The 16,523-nt window shown below is 63.4% G+C and carries 11 protein-coding genes; 7 read left to right on the forward strand and 4 right to left on the reverse strand.

Going from position 1 to position 16,523, the window contains the following annotated elements:
* The first annotated feature begins 6 nt into the window (after positions 1–6).
* The 5 genes from RS897_RS39590 (at position 7) to RS897_RS39610 (ending at position 4,659) form a co-directional block, all read left to right on the forward strand.
* Positions 7–1,095 carry an ABC transporter permease gene (locus tag RS897_RS39590; protein WP_407654597.1) on the forward strand — a complete coding sequence of 363 codons (1,089 nt, stop codon included), beginning with the start codon at positions 7–9 and terminating at the stop codon, positions 1,093–1,095.
* A 2-nt stretch (positions 1,096–1,097) separates the two neighbouring features.
* Positions 1,098–2,027: an ABC transporter permease gene (locus tag RS897_RS39595; RefSeq protein WP_315834084.1), complete on the forward strand. Its 930-nt coding sequence runs from the start codon at positions 1,098–1,100 to the stop codon at positions 2,025–2,027.
* A 23-nt stretch (positions 2,028–2,050) separates the two neighbouring features.
* Complete coding sequence (gene biuH, locus RS897_RS39600) at positions 2,051–2,734, forward strand: biuret amidohydrolase (protein ID WP_315834085.1); 684 nt, start codon at positions 2,051–2,053, stop codon at positions 2,732–2,734.
* Entirely contained in the window at positions 2,734–4,266 is a 1,533-nt protein-coding gene (locus RS897_RS39605) for an ABC transporter ATP-binding protein (RefSeq protein WP_315834086.1), read from the forward strand. Before biuH ends, RS897_RS39605 begins: the two co-directional genes overlap by 1 nt.
* A gap of 189 nt (positions 4,267–4,455) precedes the next feature.
* On the forward strand, positions 4,456–4,659 hold the full coding sequence (locus RS897_RS39610; protein WP_315834087.1) for a hypothetical protein: 204 nt from the start codon (positions 4,456–4,458) through the stop codon (positions 4,657–4,659).
* Positions 4,660–4,819: 160 nt separating this feature from the next.
* Here the strand turns inward: RS897_RS39610 and RS897_RS39615 are convergent, their stop codons facing one another.
* From RS897_RS39615 to RS897_RS39625, 3 genes are read right to left on the reverse strand one after another with little or no spacing between them, the layout of a single operon-like run.
* Positions 4,820–5,710 (reverse strand): transglutaminase family protein, encoded by an 891-nt coding sequence (locus tag RS897_RS39615; RefSeq protein ID WP_315834088.1) that lies wholly within the window; start codon positions 5,708–5,710, stop codon positions 4,820–4,822.
* Positions 5,707–8,217 carry a circularly permuted type 2 ATP-grasp protein gene (locus tag RS897_RS39620; RefSeq protein ID WP_315834089.1) on the reverse strand — a complete coding sequence of 837 codons (2,511 nt, stop codon included), beginning with the start codon at positions 8,215–8,217 and terminating at the stop codon, positions 5,707–5,709. The genes RS897_RS39615 and RS897_RS39620 overlap by 4 nt, the downstream gene beginning before the upstream one ends.
* Positions 8,218–8,221: 4 nt before the next feature.
* On the reverse strand, positions 8,222–11,533 hold the full coding sequence (locus RS897_RS39625; RefSeq protein WP_315834090.1) for a transglutaminase family protein: 3,312 nt from the start codon (positions 11,531–11,533) through the stop codon (positions 8,222–8,224).
* A gap of 338 nt (positions 11,534–11,871) precedes the next feature.
* Here RS897_RS39625 and RS897_RS39630 point away from each other — a divergent pair, with 338 nt between their 5' ends.
* Positions 11,872–13,062, forward strand: a complete 1,191-nt coding sequence (locus tag RS897_RS39630; protein WP_315834091.1) for a zinc-binding metallopeptidase family protein — start codon at positions 11,872–11,874, stop codon at positions 13,060–13,062.
* Positions 13,063–13,199: 137 nt separating this feature from the next.
* Positions 13,200–14,618, forward strand: a complete 1,419-nt coding sequence (locus RS897_RS39635; RefSeq protein WP_315834092.1) for an amidase — start codon at positions 13,200–13,202, stop codon at positions 14,616–14,618.
* Positions 14,619–14,709: 91 nt separating this feature from the next.
* Here the strand turns inward: RS897_RS39635 and RS897_RS39640 are convergent, their stop codons facing one another.
* Positions 14,710–16,272 carry an ABC transporter substrate-binding protein gene (locus RS897_RS39640; protein ID WP_315834093.1) on the reverse strand — a complete coding sequence of 521 codons (1,563 nt, stop codon included), beginning with the start codon at positions 16,270–16,272 and terminating at the stop codon, positions 14,710–14,712.
* Positions 16,273–16,523: the final 251 nt, after the last annotated feature.

Below are 16,523 nucleotides of genomic sequence, written 5' to 3' on the forward strand. Positions count from 1 at the left end.
AAGCCGATCGCGACGACAACCGGCTCGACCGGCTTTCGTCAGGGACTTGGCCACCGACTTGGCGAAGCGTCGGAATACATCGTCATTCCGGCGCTGGCGCTCATCGCCGCACTGGGCCTGTTCGGCCTTTTCGTGGCGCTGTTCGGCAAGAACCCGCTCGACCTCTATTTCTACATGTACCAGGGCGCGTTCGGCACCTGGTTCTCCTGGCAGAACACCCTGACCCGCGCCGCGCCGCTGATCCTCACGGCGCTGTGCACGGCCCTGCCCGCGCAACTCGGCATGGTCATCATCGGTGGCGAAGGCGCACTCCTGATCGGCGCACTGACCGCGACCGGTGCCGCGCTGGCGCTGCAATCCGCATCGCCTCTCGTCGTCCAGGTCGGCATGGCCTGCGCCGGCATGATCGGCGGCGGGCTCTGGATCGTGCTGTCGGGCGCGCTGCGGCAGTATCGCGGCGTCAACGAAACAATCTCCAGCCTGCTGCTGGTCTATATCGCGCTCGCGGTCCTCAACCATCTGGTCGAAGGACCGATGCGCGATCCCTCCAGCCTCAACAAGCCGTCGACACGCGAGATCGGCGCCGTGAACATGATCGGCACCATTCCGGGCACCGATATTCACTGGGGACTCGTTTTCGGCATCATCGCGGCGGTGCTGGCCTACGTGCTCATTTTCCACACCACGTTCGGCTTTGCCGCGCGCGTGGCCGGCGGCAATCTCCGTGCCGCCAAGATCGTCGGGCTCGGGGTCGGCAAACTCATCCTGATCACCTGCTTCCTCGCCGGCGCCGCCGCAGGTCTGGCCGGCATGGTGGAAGTCGCCGCGGTCCAGGGCCGCACCAATGCCAATCTCGCCGTCGGTTATGGCTTCACCGGCATCCTGGTGGCGTTCCTGGCGCGCCACAATCCGCTGGCGGTGATCCCGGTGGCGATCCTGCTCGGCGGAATCAGTGCCAGCGGCGGCCTGCTGCAACGGCGGCTGGGCTTGCCGGACGCCTCGGTGCTGGTGCTGCAAGGTCTCATCTTCGTCTGCGTGCTGGCGAGCGACACGCTGTACGGCCGGCTCGGCAATATCCTCAAAGGCAGGAGCTGACCATGGCAGACGCGGCCTCGATCGGCCTGTGGACGGTGCCGCTGGCGGTGCTCGGCGGCGCCATCCGCGTCAGCACACCCTTCCTGTTCGTCAGCCTCGGCGAGTGCATCACCGAGCGCAGCGGCCGCATCAACCTCGGCCTTGAGGGCACGCTGGTGATGGGCGCGATGTGCGCCTACGGCACTTCCTACCTCACCGGATCGCCCTGGCTCGGCGTGCTCGCCGCGGGCTTTGCCGGCGCGCTGCTGGGGGCGCTGCACGCCGCGATCTGCGGCCTGCCGCGGGTCAACGACATCGCTGTCGGCATCGCGCTGATGCTGTTCGGCACCGGCCTCGCCTTCTTCCTCGGCAAGCCGCTGATCGAGCCGACCGCGGCGCATCTGCCGTCAATCGAATTCGGCTGGTGGAGCGACATCCCGCAGGTGAAGGCCGCGCTGCGGATCAATGTGCTGTTCCTGATCGGCGTCGCGCTCGCCCCGATCCTGGTATGGGCGCTGCGGACCACCCGCTGGGGCATGCTGGTGCGCACCGCCGGCGAAAGCGCCGACGCCGCGCGCGCCATGGGCTATTCGGTCAACGCCATCCGGATGCGCGCCACGATGCTGGGCGGCTTTTTCGCCGGCATCGGCGGCTCGTTCCTGTCGCTGTTCTATCCGGGAAGCTGGAACGAAGGCCTCTCCAGCGGCCAGGGCGTCACCGCCGTGGCACTGGTGATCTTCGCGCGCTGGGACCCGAAACTGTGCCTCGCCGCCTCGCTGCTGTTCGGTGGCGCCGCCGCACTCGGGCCGGCGCTGCAGTCGGTCGGCGTGACGTCGGGCTACTATCTGTTCAACGCTGCGCCTTACCTGCTGACGCTGCTGATCATGATCATCACCTGCTCGCCGAAACGCACCCTCACCGGCGCGCCGGCCGAGCTGTCGATTACCAGATAACGCGAACTGCGGAAGTCGAACCAATGACCGAGACCCACGTTGCGTCCGAACCCTACGCCTGGCCCTACAATGGCGACCTGCGCCCGCAGAACACCGCGCTGATCGTGATCGACATGCAGACCGACTTCTGCGGCGTCGGCGGTTATGTCGACAAGATGGGCTACGACCTGTCGCTGACCCGCGCGCCGATCGAACCAATCAAGCGGCTGCTGGTGACGATGCGCGCCAAGGGTTTCCACATCATCCACACCCGGGAAGGCCATCGTGCCGACCTCAGCGACCTGCCGGCCAACAAGCGCTGGCGCTCGCGCCAGATCGGCGCCGGCATCGGCGACGCCGGCCCGTGCGGACGCATCCTGGTGCGCGGCGAGCCGGGCTGGGAGATCATCCCGGATCTCGCCCCCCTGCCCGGCGAACCGATCATCGACAAGCCGGGCAAGGGATCGTTCTGCGCCACCGATCTCGAACTGATGCTGCGGGTGCGCGGCATCGACAACATCATCCTCACCGGCATCACCACAGACGTCTGCGTGCACACCACCATGCGCGAGGCCAATGACCGCGGCTTCGAATGCGTGCTGCTGGAGGACTGCTGCGCCGCCACCGACCGCAGCAACCACGAGCATGCCATCAAGATGATCAAGATGCAGGGCGGCGTGTTCGGCGCGGTCGCCTCGTCCGGCGCCATCATAAAGGCGATCGCCTGATGCCGATCGAGCTCCACGCCACTCCACCGGATACGATCGGCGTCGAAGCGATCGCCATGACCAAGCGGTTCGGCGACTTTGTTGCGCTGGACAATATCTCGCTGAAGGTGCGACCCGGTTCATTCCATGCGCTGCTGGGCGAGAACGGTGCCGGCAAAAGCACGCTCGTCAAATGCATCATGGGCTACTACCAGCCGGACGAAGGCGACATCGTGGTCAGCGGCCGCGAACAGACCATCGGCAATCCCCGCGCGGCGCATGCGCTGGGGCTCGGCATGGTGTATCAGCACTTCACGCTGGTGCCGGCGATGACGGTGGCCGAAAACCTGGTGCTGGCGCGCGACACATTGCCCGCTGTGATCGACTGGGCGAAGGAAACCCGCGACCTCGAAGGCTTCCTGCAGCGCATGCCGTTCAAGGTCCCGCTGCATGCGAAGGTCTCGGCTATTTCCGCCGGCGAGCGGCAGAAGTGCGAGATCCTCAAGCAGCTGTACCTGCAGCGCCGCTTCCTGATCCTCGACGAGCCGACCTCGGTGCTGACGCCGGCGGAAGCCGACGAAGTGCTGGGATTGCTGCGCAAGATGGTGGAACGCGGCGAACTCACCATCCTGATGATCACCCACAAATTCCGCGAGGTGATGGCATTCGCCGACGACGTCACCATCCTGCGCCGCGGCAAGCTCGCAGGCCAGGGCCGTGTCGCCGACCTCACCCCCGACATGATGGCCCGCACCATGATCGGCGCCGAGGAATTGACGGTGCAGCCGTCGCGGACCGGTGAATTCGGCGCGGCACGACTGGAGATCGACAGGCTCAACGCCCTCGACGACGCCGGCGCCATTGCCGTGAACAATGTCTCGCTGGCAATTCGTTCGGGCGAAATCGTCGGCGTGGCCGGCGTCTCCGGCAACGGCCAGCGCCAGCTGGTCGAAGTGCTGGCCGGCCAGCGCGAGGCGGAAGGCGGCGAGATCCGGATCGGCGGCGACAGTTATCATGCGACTCGCGAGGAGATGCGGCAGCACAAATTGTCGTTGCTGCCAGAGGAGCCACTGAAGAACGCCTGCGTCGGCAGCATGAGCGTCGCCGACAACATTGCCTTTCGCGAATTCGACCGCGCGCCATTCGCGGCCGGCGGCTGGTGGCTCAATCGCTCGGCCTTCCGCGACAACGCCGCCGACAAGATCGCGCAATACAAGATCAAGACCCGGACGCCGGACACGCCGATCTCGGCGCTGTCGGGGGGCAACGTGCAGCGTGCGGTGCTGGCGCGCGAGCTCGGCGGCGACGTCGAGGTGCTGGTCGCCGCCAATCCCTGCTTCGGCCTCGATTTCGCGGCGGTGGCGCAGATCCATGCGGAGATCATGGCGGCACGTAACCGCGGCGCGGCAGTGCTGCTGGTCAGCGAAGACCTGGACGAACTGCTGGAGTTGTCGGACCGGATTGTGGTGATGTTCCACGGCCAGCTGGTCTACGAGGCTCGGGCCAGCGAGGCCAATCTCACTGAAATCGGCCGGCATATGGCCGGCCATTGACGGTCCGTCCGGGCATCGTTCCGCCAATATTTTGATTTGCGACCACGGCGAGAATGACACAGACTGTGCACGGTTGAGCGAAAAGAAACATCGCCAACCTCTGGATATCCAACGCAACACGCATTTCGACTGAGAAGAGCTTTTTGAACCAACCATCCCGCGCGGTCATTCATTGCATGGAGACGCACGATGGAATTTTTATATGACAACGTCAGGAATGCCCGGTTTGGGCTTCACTCCGCCAAGCGATCGGAGGGGGGACGCAGCGTTTTTGTTCTCCAGCTTGTTAATTTGCAAACCAACGCCATCGACAAGGAAAAGATATTCCATAGCTGGCAGGAGTATTCGAACTGGTACCAGCAGATGCATATGATGCTGCAGAACGCACCATAGAGCGTTTTCGAGCGAAGTGGATACCGGTTCGCGTGAAGAAAACGCGTCAAAACAAAAAGCTAGAGCCTCTGTTGTGATTCAACCAGAACGGAAAAGGCTCTAGAAACGCTATGTGCTGGATAATCCCCGCACGGGCCATCACTTGCTCAATGGGAGGCGCTCAGACCAGAGCGCTTTCCACGGGGATGACATCGACGCCGACATCCAGCTCCTGCGCGCCCGATCCCAGGAACACCCCGTAGATCGGGGAGACGTCGGAAAAATCCCGTCCCGTCGCCAGCACGATGTGATCGTTGCCGACGTCGATGGCGTTGGTGGGATCGATGCCGAACCAGCCGACATCGTGCCCGCACCAGACCGAGACCCAGGCGTGCGAGGCGTCGGCGCCTTCCAGTCGCTTGGTGCCGGGCGCGGGAATGGTCCGGATATAGCCGCTGACATAGGCCGCCGGGATGCCCAGCCCACGCAGCCCGGAAATCATGATATGCGCGAAATCCTGACAGACGCCGCGGCGTTGCGCGAACGCCTGGTCGAGCGGCGTCGAGACTTCTGTCGAATTCGGCTTGTAGGCAAACTCCTTGCGAATGCGGCGTGCAAGGTCACGCGCGCCGTCGACGATCGGCATTCCCGCCGGGAAGCTGAGCGCGGCATAGGCTGCAACATCGGGCACCAGCGCAACGCGCGGGCTGGGAAACAGATGATGCACCGGCGACGCCGCATCGAGCGTGTCATCATCGATCGCGGCTTCGGCGATCACGCGCCAATCCGCGCTTGCCCCGGCCAGCAGCGCCACGGGCCGCAAGACCTCCACCCGCGCGGTGGCTTCCACCTCGAGATCGACCAAACCAGTATCGATCAACGCAATAGTCACGTCGTTGCCGAAAAAATCCCGCTCATGGATCAACTGCCGCGGCTTCGGCCGGATGGTCAGGGCATGACGCAGGCAACGCTGTCCGACGCCATCGCCCGGCGTCAGGCGCAGCGCCAGTTTCGCGGAACTGACCCGCGCTTCGTAGGAATATTTCGTGACATGGCGAATATCGTAAATCACGCCAGACCGCTCGCGCTCTTGGTTTTCAGGCCATCCGGCCGCTGCAGGAAGTAACGGGATGCGATCGCGTCGGCGAAGCGCATCAAGGTCTGTTCGAATGCCAGCACCGACGACGGCTCGATATCGTCGGCCGCGGCGCTGGCGATCTCGCCGGCAAACAGGTCGATGAAGCGCTTGGGCTCTTCGGGGATGCCGTCGTCATTGAGTGTCGGCAGCGTGTCCAGGTGGTCGCGCAACAGGTTGATCTGGAAGCTGACCGAGCGCGGGTTATAAGGGTCGAGCAGCGCCATGTCCCGCACTGGCGCGAGCGCCACACCGGTGAGATAGCGCGAGTGATAAGTGATCTGGGAATCGATCAGGTCGAGCAGAATCTCGAGATCGTCGGCGCTAGCCTTGTCGCCGGCGAAATTACGCACAAACCGGCAGGTGTTGATCGCACGCTCGACACGGCGTCCGATGTCGAGAAAACGCCAGCCGGCAACCCGGTTGATGTTTTCCTGGGCGAGGCCCGAGATTGCGGCCAGCGTCACCAGCGCGCGGTCGGCCACCTCGAACGCTTCCGCTTCGGTGGCGAGATCGCTCGGCTTGAGCACCAGCTGCGCCTCCAGCTTGCCAAGCAGCTTCCAGCTGTCGACCGACAGCCGTTCGCGGATCACCGAGGCGGCACCATAGGCCATCCGGACGTTGGACAGCACCGAGCCGTAGTTGGCGACCGAGCCGAGCGCGGTCGCAATGATCGACAGTGAACGTTGTCCGATATTGTCGGCGGGAACCGCTCCCCACGCCACCAGCAGTCCCGCCAGCCGCTGCAGCGGCCCAGCGGCATCTCCCACCGCGAGATCGACATCGACGCTCTTCGCGCACAGGCAGCGCACGATCCGCAGCATCGCCTCGGCACGCTCCAGATAGCGTCCGAACCAGAACAGATTGTCGGCGGCGCGGCTCGGCAGATTACCAAGGATGCGCCGGATACTGACATTCTCGTTGGACGGCAGCAGTGTCTCGACCGGCACCGGACTTTGCGACAGCACCCAGACGTCGGCCGACTGCACGCCATCGCCCATGCTGACCGCGCGCGCATCGGCCTTGTCGGAAATCAGGCAGAAGCCGCCGGGCATCACATGCCAGCCGTCCGGCGTCGCGGCCGCGAACACCCGCAGCACGAACGGACGCGGCACCAGACGATCGCTCTCGAACACCGGCGCAGTCGACAGCCGCACCAGTTCCTGTCCGACAAAATCCAGCCCGCGCGCCTTGATCGCGGCCTTCACCTTGTCCGCCGTCGCCTTGCCGAGATCCGGCATGACCAGGTTCTGGCGATCAGCAAATCCGGGCACACGGTCTTCGAACGCGCCCGCGATCGACATGGTGTCAAAATTTTCGAGGACTTTGTCGCGCGCACGCTGCTGTCCGCACCACCAGGTCGCGATATTGGGCATCGCCAGATCTTCGCCGGTCAAATGCCGGGCGATGCGCGGCATGAAGCTCAGCAGCGCACGGGATTCGATGAAGCCTGAGCCCGGCATGTTGGCGACGACCACACTGCCGTCACGGATGGTCGAGGTCAGCTGCGGCACGCCGAGACGCGAGATGCCGTTCAATTCCAGCGGATCGATGAAGTCGGCATCCACCCGCCGCCACAGCACATCGGCGCGCTTCAATCCCGCGATGGTGCGCACATGCACCTTGCCGTCATGAACCACGAGATCGTCGCCCTCGACCAGCAGGAAGCCGAGATAGCGCGCCAGATACGACTGCTCGGAATAAGTCTGGCTGTAAGGGCCGGGTGTCATCAGGCAGATACGCGGATCGGAGCGATCGGCCTTGGCGGCGAGCCCGCCGCGAAAGGCGCGGAAGAACGGCGCGAGACGCTGCACGTTCATGCTGGCGTAGGTCGAGTGATAGGCCCGCGACATCGCCAGCCGGTTTTCCAGCGCATAGCCGGCGCCGGACGGCGCCTGCGCCCGATCGTTCAGCACCCACCAGCGGCCGTCGGGGCCGCGGCCGATGTCGGCGGCATAGAGATGCAGCCAGCGACCGCCGGGAGGATTAATCCCCACCAGCGGCCGCAGGAATTCCTTGCTGCCGGCAACCACCGCGGCCGGCAACACGCCATCGGTCACGAGCTTCGCCGGCCCATAGATGTCGGCGAGCAGCGTCTCGAATATCGACGCGCGCTGTGCGATGCCCGCGGTAATCTCCTGCCACTCGTTCTGCTCGATCAGCAGCGGCAGGCTGGAGACTGGCCAGATCCGCTCCTTGGCTTCATCGCCGACGCGGTAGGAAATCCCGAGGTCGCGGATGTGCCGTCGCGCCACCGCCAGCGAGCGGTCCATGTCCTTTTCGGAGAGATGGCCGAGCAAGGTTCGCCAATATGGCTTCGGCTTGCCGTCGGCACCGATGAATTCATCCGGAATGCCCGGCAGCGGCTTATAATCCGCGTAGGACGCAGCCCAGCTGTCCTCGAAAGAGGCCGGCTTGGGTTGGTTCCCTGCGGCGGGATTCATGCATTCACCAGTTCGCGCGTCGCCTGAGATCAAGCGTCAAGGGAAACTCCCCGACCGGCTCCGCAGCGGGAGAATCGACGGGGCCGCCAGTATGGCCATGATCCTGGAAGCGCGCCAGCCGCCGTGCCTGCGCCTCGTATGAATTTACCGGGAAGGTATCGTAACTGCGGCCGCCCGGATGGGCGACATGATAGACGCAGCCGCCCAGCGAGCGGCGATTCCAGCTGTCGATCAGATCGAAGGTCAGCGGCACATGCACGGGAATGGCCGGATGCAGGCCGGTGGCCGGCTGCCAGGCCTTGAAACGCACGCCGGCGACGGCTTCTCCGGAGACACCGGTGGAGGTCAACGGCAGTCTGCGGCCGTTGCAGGTCACGACATGGCGGCCAGGCACCAGGCCATTGGCCTTGATCTGCAGGCGTTCGACCGACGAATCGACAAAGCGAACGGTGCCGCCGCCGACATCCTCCTCGCCCAGCACATGCCAGGGCTCCAGCGCCTGCCGCAGCTCGAGCTTGACCCCGGAATATTCCACCGCGCCGTAGAACGGAAAACGAAATTCGCGTTGCGCTTGAAACCACTCCGGCTCGAAATGATAACCCGCACTATCGAGGTCGGCGAGGACGTCGAGGAAATCCGCCCAGGCGAAATGCGGCAGCATGAAACGATCATGCAGGGCCGTTCCCCACCGCACCAGCGCGCCGCTCTGCGGTGCCTGCCAGAACCACGCGATCAGGGCGCGCAGCAGCAGTTGCTGGGCCAGACTCATGCGCGCGTCCGGCGGCATCTCGAACGAGCGGAATTCGATCAGGCCGAGGCGGCCAGTCGGACCATCCGGCGAATAGAGCTTGTCGATGCAGATCTCGGCGCGATGGGTGTTACCGCTGACGTCGGTCAGCAGGTTACGGAACAGACGGTCGACCAGCCACAGCGGAATGCTGCCGGCTTCCGGATCCGGCACCTGCGCCAGCGCAATCTCGAGTTCGTACAGACTATCCAGCCGCGCCTCGTCGATCCGCGGCGCCTGACTGGTCGGGCCGATGAACAGGCCGGAGAAGAGATACGACAGCGAGGGGTGACGCTGCCAATAGACCAGCATGCTGCGCAGCAGATCGGGGCGGCGCAGGAACGGGGAATCCGTCGGTTTCGCACCACCGAACACCACATGGTTGCCGCCGCCGGTGCCGACATGACGGCCGTCGATCATGTATTTGTCGGTGCCGAGGCGGCATTGCCGCGCGTCCTCGTAAACACCTGTCGTGGTTTCCACGGCCTGCCGCCAGGTCTCGGCCGGATGAACGTTGACCTCGATGACACCGGGATCCGGCGTCACTTTGATGACATTGAGACGGGGATCGACCGGTGGCGGATAACCTTCGATATGGACTGGGCAGCCGGTCTCTCGCGCGCTGCGCTCAATCACGGCGATCAGCGCCAGATAATCCTCGAGACGCTCCACCGGCGGCATGAACACGCAGAGGATGCCGTCGCGCGACTCGACTGACAGCGCGGTGCGCACATAGCCGCCAACATCGGAGGCGCCGGGTGGCACCGCTCCGCGCGACGCCTCGCGAGCGCGTGGCGGCTTCTGAGTCTGCAGTCTGGCCAGTTCTTCCATCGACGGCAGCGGCGGCAGCGGCTGCGTCGGATCCTGTTCATGGGTGTAGGGAAATTCCGACGGCGGGACCCAGGGCAAGCTGCCAAGCGGCAGCCGCAAGCCGATTGCGGAATCACCCGGCATCAGAAACAGGCGACCGCGGCGCAGCTGCCACTTCTCGCTCCGCCAGCGCCAGTCGCGCGCTTCGGCATTCCAGGGCTGAACCGGAAGCACAAAGCCGACCGGCTTCGACAGCCCGCGCTCGAACGTCCGCAACATCCGCGCGCGCGCTTCCGCGTCGTCGATCTTGGAATCCAGCACGTCAACATTGGCCGGAAGCTCACCCTCCTTGAGCAGCCAATGCGCCGGATCTTCAAAAGCGGGAAGAACGTTCTCGGCGCCAATGCCGAGATTGGTGGCAATACCCGCGGTCAGTTGCTCGGCCTGCTCGACCGTCGCCTGGTGCGAATCGCGCTCATTGGCAACCAGCGCCGGATCGGACCAGATCGGCAGGCCATCCTTGCGCCAGTACAGCGCAAACGCCCAGCGCGGCAGGCTCTCTCCCGGATACCATTTGCCCTGGCCGTAATGCAGGAAACCGTTCGGCGCAAAACGCGTGCGCAAGCGCCGGATGAGATCGTCGGCGAACTGGCGTTTGGTCGGGCCGACCGCCCCGGTGTTCCACTCGGCACCATCGAAGTCATCGATCGAAATGAACGTCGGCTCACCGCCCATGGTGAGGCGGACATCCCGGGATTTGAGATCACGGTCGACGATATCGCCCAGCGCGTCGAGCTTCGCCCATGCTTCATCGGAAAACGGCCGGGTGACCCGCGGCGCCTCGTGAATGCGCGTCACGTTCATCTCGAAGCCGAATTCGGTTTTCGCCGGCTCCGTCATGCCCGCGATCGGCGCCGCCGCGCGATAGTGAGGCGCCGCGAACAACGGAATGTGGCCCTCGGCGCACAGCATTCCGGAGGTGGCGTCAAAACCGATCCATCCCGCACCCGGAATGTAGATTTCGGCCCAGGCATGCAGATCGCAGAAATCATGATCCGTGCCCTGCGGACCATCGAGCGGATCGATGTCGGCTTTCAACTGGATCAGATAACCGGAGACGAACCGCGCCGCGAGACCCAGACGGCGGGCGATCTGCACCAGCAGCCACGCCGAGTCACGGCACGAACCCGAACCGAGCGACAGGGTTTCTTCCGGCTCCTGAACGCCGGGCTCCATCCGGATCACATAGGCGATATCCTTCTGCAGCCGCGCATTGAGGGCGACCAGCATGTCGACCGTGCGCGGGGCTCGCTTGGGCAAGCTCGCCAACAGAGCCGCCAAACGCGGGCCGGCCGGCTCCGGCGTTCGATACGCCGCGAGTTCGCCGATCAGGTCTTCCGGATAGGCGAAGGGATAGGATTCCGCGAACGGTTCGACGAAAAAGTCGAATGGATTGACCACCGACATGTCAGCCGTGAGATCAACCTGAATCGAGAACTCTTTGGACTTCTCGGGGAAGACAAACCGCGCGAACCAGTTGCCGTGGGGGTCCTGCTGCCAGTTGATGAAGTGTTCCGACGGCGTGACCTTGAGCGAATAACTCGGGATCCTGGTGCGGCTGTGCGGCGCCGGACGCAGGCGAACCACCTGGGGGCCGAGCGAGATCGGGCGGTCGTAGGTGTACCGCGTGAGATGATGGAGCGAGACGAGGATGGACAAAGGCGTGGGTCCCGCGTTGAAGAGAAAGAGAAGGTATCCAGAGTTCAGCGCAAATCGGTGACTGTCAACGTGGCGAAGCCACCAAACCCGGCTAATCCATTGAAATTGCCTGACTTTGCGGCAGCCTGCTCATAAAGCAGCCAAAATGAGCTAAAATCCACGGCAGAATCGCCAGCGGCTGGCCACCAGCCGGGACAGCGACCTCAAACCCGAGATTGATGGATGTACGGACGCGATCCGTGATGGAACTGGGCATATTGAGGCCTGTTATCACGGGCCTCGTTACGGGCCGGTTACGCGTATCGGGATAGTTATAGGCGACAGGGAATTTCAATACGATGAGGCTGTTCAAGTGCGCCGTCTGCGCGCAACTGCTGTATTTCGAGAATACCCGCTGCGAGAAGTGCGGGCATGTCCTTGGTTATGAACCCGGGCAGAATAGACTGCTTGCGCTCGACCCGCATGAGCCGCAAGACACCGCCCCTCAGGATCGCAACTCCCCGAAATCGCCGCCTCAAGCACCGGAGTCTCAACAACCCTCCCCCGCCGAACCCCTGGCCAACCTGTGGCGCGAGGTCCCGGCATCTGACGCGACCTACAAATTCTGCTTCAACAGCAAATTCGGCATCTGCAACTGGCTGGTCGATGGCACCTCATCCGAAAATTTCTGCGTGGCTTGCCGGCACAACGGCATCATTCCCGATCTGTCACAATCGCAGAATGTCGCGAACTGGCAAAAGATCGAGGCGGCCAAGCATCGGTTGTTCTACACCCTGCTGCGTCTGAATCTTCCACTGCAGACCCGTGCCGAAAATCCGGAAGGGCTGCTGTTCAACTTCCTGGCGGATTCGCCGTTCGATACCAACGCAAGGGTGATGACCGGCCACGACAGCGGATTGATCACGCTGGCCATTACTGAGGCCGACGATGTCGAGCGGGAGCGACGGCGCTCACTAATGGGTGAGCCGTACCGCACCCTGCTGGGACATTTCCGGCACGAGGTCGGGCACTACTTCTGGGACCGGCTGGTCCGCGACCGCGACGGCCAGGATGCCTTTCGGGCGGTGTTCGGCGATGACAGCCGGAATTATCAGGAGGGGCTGCAGATCTATTACAGCCAGGGCGCGCCGCAAGACTGGCAGGATCATTTCGTCAGCGCCTACGCAACGTCGCATCCCTGGGAGGATTTCGCGGAAACCTGGGCGCATTATCTGCACATCGTCGATACGATGGAGATGGCCCGCGCCTTCAACCTGCATGTCGAACCGCGGATCGACGACAGCGGGCAGCTCGAGGCGACCATCGATTTCAATTCCTACAAGATCGCGAGTTTCCAGATCATCGTGGATGGCTGGCTGCCGGTGTCGTTCGCCATGAACAACATCAACCGCTGCATGGGGCAGCCCGACCTCTATCCATTCATTCTTTCACCGGCGGTGATCGACAAGCTCGCGTTCATCCATGAGCTGGTGCGGGAAAAGCCGTCTCCGGTCAGCGTAGAGCAGGCGGCGGAAGCGGCAGCCAATTGATCACCCAGTGTCCCCCAGTGCACCGCTAGGCATATTGCTGTGCCATGATTGCTGCTGCATGCAAAATTGACGGTACTCAAGTCGAAAAACGTTGCTAGCATCGCCGCCGACTGAAATCCAAATAACAAGGATACCCGGTGGGATCACATCAGGAGCTTTTGCAGGCGACCGCCTGCGACATCGTCGACCGCCTGCACCGCAATGACATCACCTCGCATGACCTGCTTGATGCGCTGGAGGCGCGGATCGCCGAGGTCGATGGCAAGGTGAATGCGCTCCCCACCCTGTGCTTCGATCGCGCGCGTGCCCATGCCGATGCGCTGGCAAAAAAGCCCGGGGATCAGCGCGGCCTGCTCGCTGGGCTGCCGATCCCGATCAAGGACCTGACGGAAGTCGAGGGCGTGCTCACCACCCAGGGGTCACCGATCTTTCGCGACAACATCCCGGCGCAATCCGACGTACTGGTTAAGCATCTCGAAACCAACGGCGCGGTTGTTTACGCCAAATCGAATACCCCGGAATTCGGCGCCGGCGCCAACACCTTCAATGAGGTGTTCGGCGCCACACGCAACCCGTGGAATTTATCGCGCTCCGCCGCCGGATCATCGGGCGGCGCCGCAGCAGCCCTTGCCAGCGGCACGGCCTGGGTGGCCCACGGCTCCGATATGGGCGGCTCACTGCGCAATCCTGCAAGCTTCTGCGGCATCGTCGGACTGCGGCCGAGTGTCGGCCGCGTAGCGCATACGCCGAAGGCCAAGGTCGACCGCACCCTCGGCGTGCAGGGACCGATGGCCCGCAACGTCGAGGACGTCGCGCTGTTGCTCGATGCGATGAGCGGCGAGCACGCCGCGGACCCGCTGTCGCTGCCGCAATTGTCGACGTCATTTCTCGCTGCGGCGCGATCAGGCAATCGCCCGCGCAAGGTGGCCTATTCACCCGATCTCGGCATCACTCCGGTCGACCCCGAGGTTGCGGCCATCACGCGCCAGGCCGCGCAGAAATTCGCCGACGCCGGCGTCATCGTGGAGGAAGCCCATCCCGACCTGCGCGAGGCGCACGAGTGTTTCCAGACCCTGCGCGCGTTCGATTTCGCCGTCAGCAAAGCCAAGCTGCTGCGTGACCATCGCGACCTGCTCAAGCCCGAAGTGATCTGGAACATCGAAAAGGGCCTGCAGCTCAGCGTCGAACAAATTGAAAAGGCCGAGGCGCAGCGGATCGCCATGGCGGCGCGCGCGCTGGCGTTCTTCGAGAGCTACGACCTGCTGCTGGCGCCGGCGACCATCGTTGCCGCCTTCCCGGTCGAACAGCGCTATCTCGCGGAATGCGCCGGCAAAAAATTTGAGAACTATGTCGAATGGCTGGCGATCGTCTACGCCATCACGCTGGCGTGCTGCCCGGCATTGTCGATGCCATGCGGCTTTACCAAGGAAGGGTTACCGGTCGGACTGCAGGTCATCGCCGCACCGCGCGCCGAAGCTCAGCTTCTCGCTGGCGCCAAGGTGCTCGAGGATCTGCTGGATCTGCGCGGCATGACGCCGATTGATCCGAGAGGCTAATTCGAGGACCCCATTCAAGACGGATCGCTGCAGAGCAAAGCGGGATGAGATCGCTCTCATCCCGCTTTTTGTTTCAGCGCCGTTCGACCGATCACTCGGCCTTGTCGATATTCCAGAACACCGGCGTCGCCGGGCCGCCGACGATGCCCGTCAGTTCCTTGCGCCAGACGCTCGGCGCCTCGTACTGACCGAGCGGAATATAGGCAACCTTCTCGTAGACCTCCTTCTGAATCTCGGCGGCGATCTTCTTCTGCTCGTCCGGCGATTCGGCGCGAACGAATGCATCGCGCAGCGATTCAATCTTGGCATCTTCGAACCAGCCGAACCAGCCGCCGGTGGCCTTGCCCCGGCCGCTGAGAGACAGGTTTGCGACGGGGTTCAGCACGTCGGGACCTGCCCAGTTGGTGAAGAACATGTTCCAGCCGCCCTCTTTCGGCGGCTTCTGGCTGGCGCGGCGCGTCACCACCGTCTGCCAGTCCGTCGCCTGGAGGTCGACCTTGAAACCCGCTTCGCGCAGCTGCTGCGCCACGATGATCGGCTGCGCCTTGAGAGTCACCACGTCGCCCGGCGCCATGATCACCACTGGCGTGCCGTCATAACCGGATTCGGCCAATAGCTTTTTGGCTTCCGCCAGGCCGTTGCCCTTCACCAGCGTCTCCGATCCAACGTCGGTCGCAAGCGGCGTGTTGCAGCCGAACACAGCGCCACAGATCTCGTAGTATTTCGGATTGCCGACCAGGGCATCAAGCACGTCCTTCTGCTTGATCGCCAGGAAGGCAGCGCGACGCACCTTGACGTTGTCGAACGGCGGATGGAGGAAATTCATCCGTCCCACGGTCTGGAAGCCGAGCTTGCTCAAGGTGTCGACCTTCATATCCTTGTTGGCTTCGAGCAGCGGCAACAGGTCGAACGAAGGGTTCTCGATGAAATCGATATCCCCGGACTGGATCGCATTCACCGCAGTCTGCGCGTCGGGCATCGTGATCCATTCGACGCGGTCGACTTTCACCACCTTGCCGCCCGAGGTCCAACTCGGCGGCTCGGAGCGCGGCACATAATCCTTGTTCTTCTCGTAGACGGCTTTTACGCCGGGCTGGAATTCCGCCTGCACGAATTTGAACGGACCGGAGCCGATCTGTTCCGGGATAGCTTTGTCCGGCGGGGTCTCGGCAATGCGTTTCGGCATCATGAAGGGCACCACGGAGGACGGCTTGCCGATCGATTCCAGCACCAGGCCGTAGGGCTCCTTCAGCTTCAGCGTGATGGTCTTTTCATCGGTGGCTTCGATGCTGGCGGTGAAGTCCATCAGCTTCTGGCCCATGCCGTCACGGGCACCCCAGCGCTTCAGCGAGGCCACACAATCTTCCGCCGTCACCGGCTTGCCGTCATGCCACTTCAGGCCGTCGCGCAGCGTGAAGGTGTAGGTCAGCCGGTCGTCGGAAACCTTCCAGTTCGCCATCTGCGGCTGGACCTTGAAGTTGGAGTCCATTGCCAGCAGGGTGTCGTAGACCATGTAGCCGTGGTCGCGGGTGATATAGGCAGTGGTGATGATCGGATCGATCACCCGCAGGTCGGAGTGCATGACCGCGGTGATCGTTTTGGCTTGCGCCCATGCCGGCAACGCCAGCAGCGCGGAGGCTATCAGGCCTCGCATCGCCAATCTCGCGAACGCAGACGAATTCTTTCCACGCGAAACAACAGACATCACACCTCTCCTGGATTGGATCCGCATCCTGTTATGGCTTGATCCCGTCACGGCTTGAGCATGACGGCGACGAATTGGGGCCTGCAGCGCGACACTAAGATGTTGAGCGCTCTGATGATTTGAGAGTTGCATCAACCTCGCGGGGCGTCAATCGCGATTTCACCGGTGCTCATCATCATTGGCCGAAGTCGAGCGGGTTG

The sequence above is a fragment of the Bradyrhizobium prioriisuperbiae genome (genome assembly GCF_032397745.1).
GTDB lineage: Bacteria > Pseudomonadota > Alphaproteobacteria > Rhizobiales > Xanthobacteraceae > Bradyrhizobium_A > Bradyrhizobium_A prioriisuperbiae.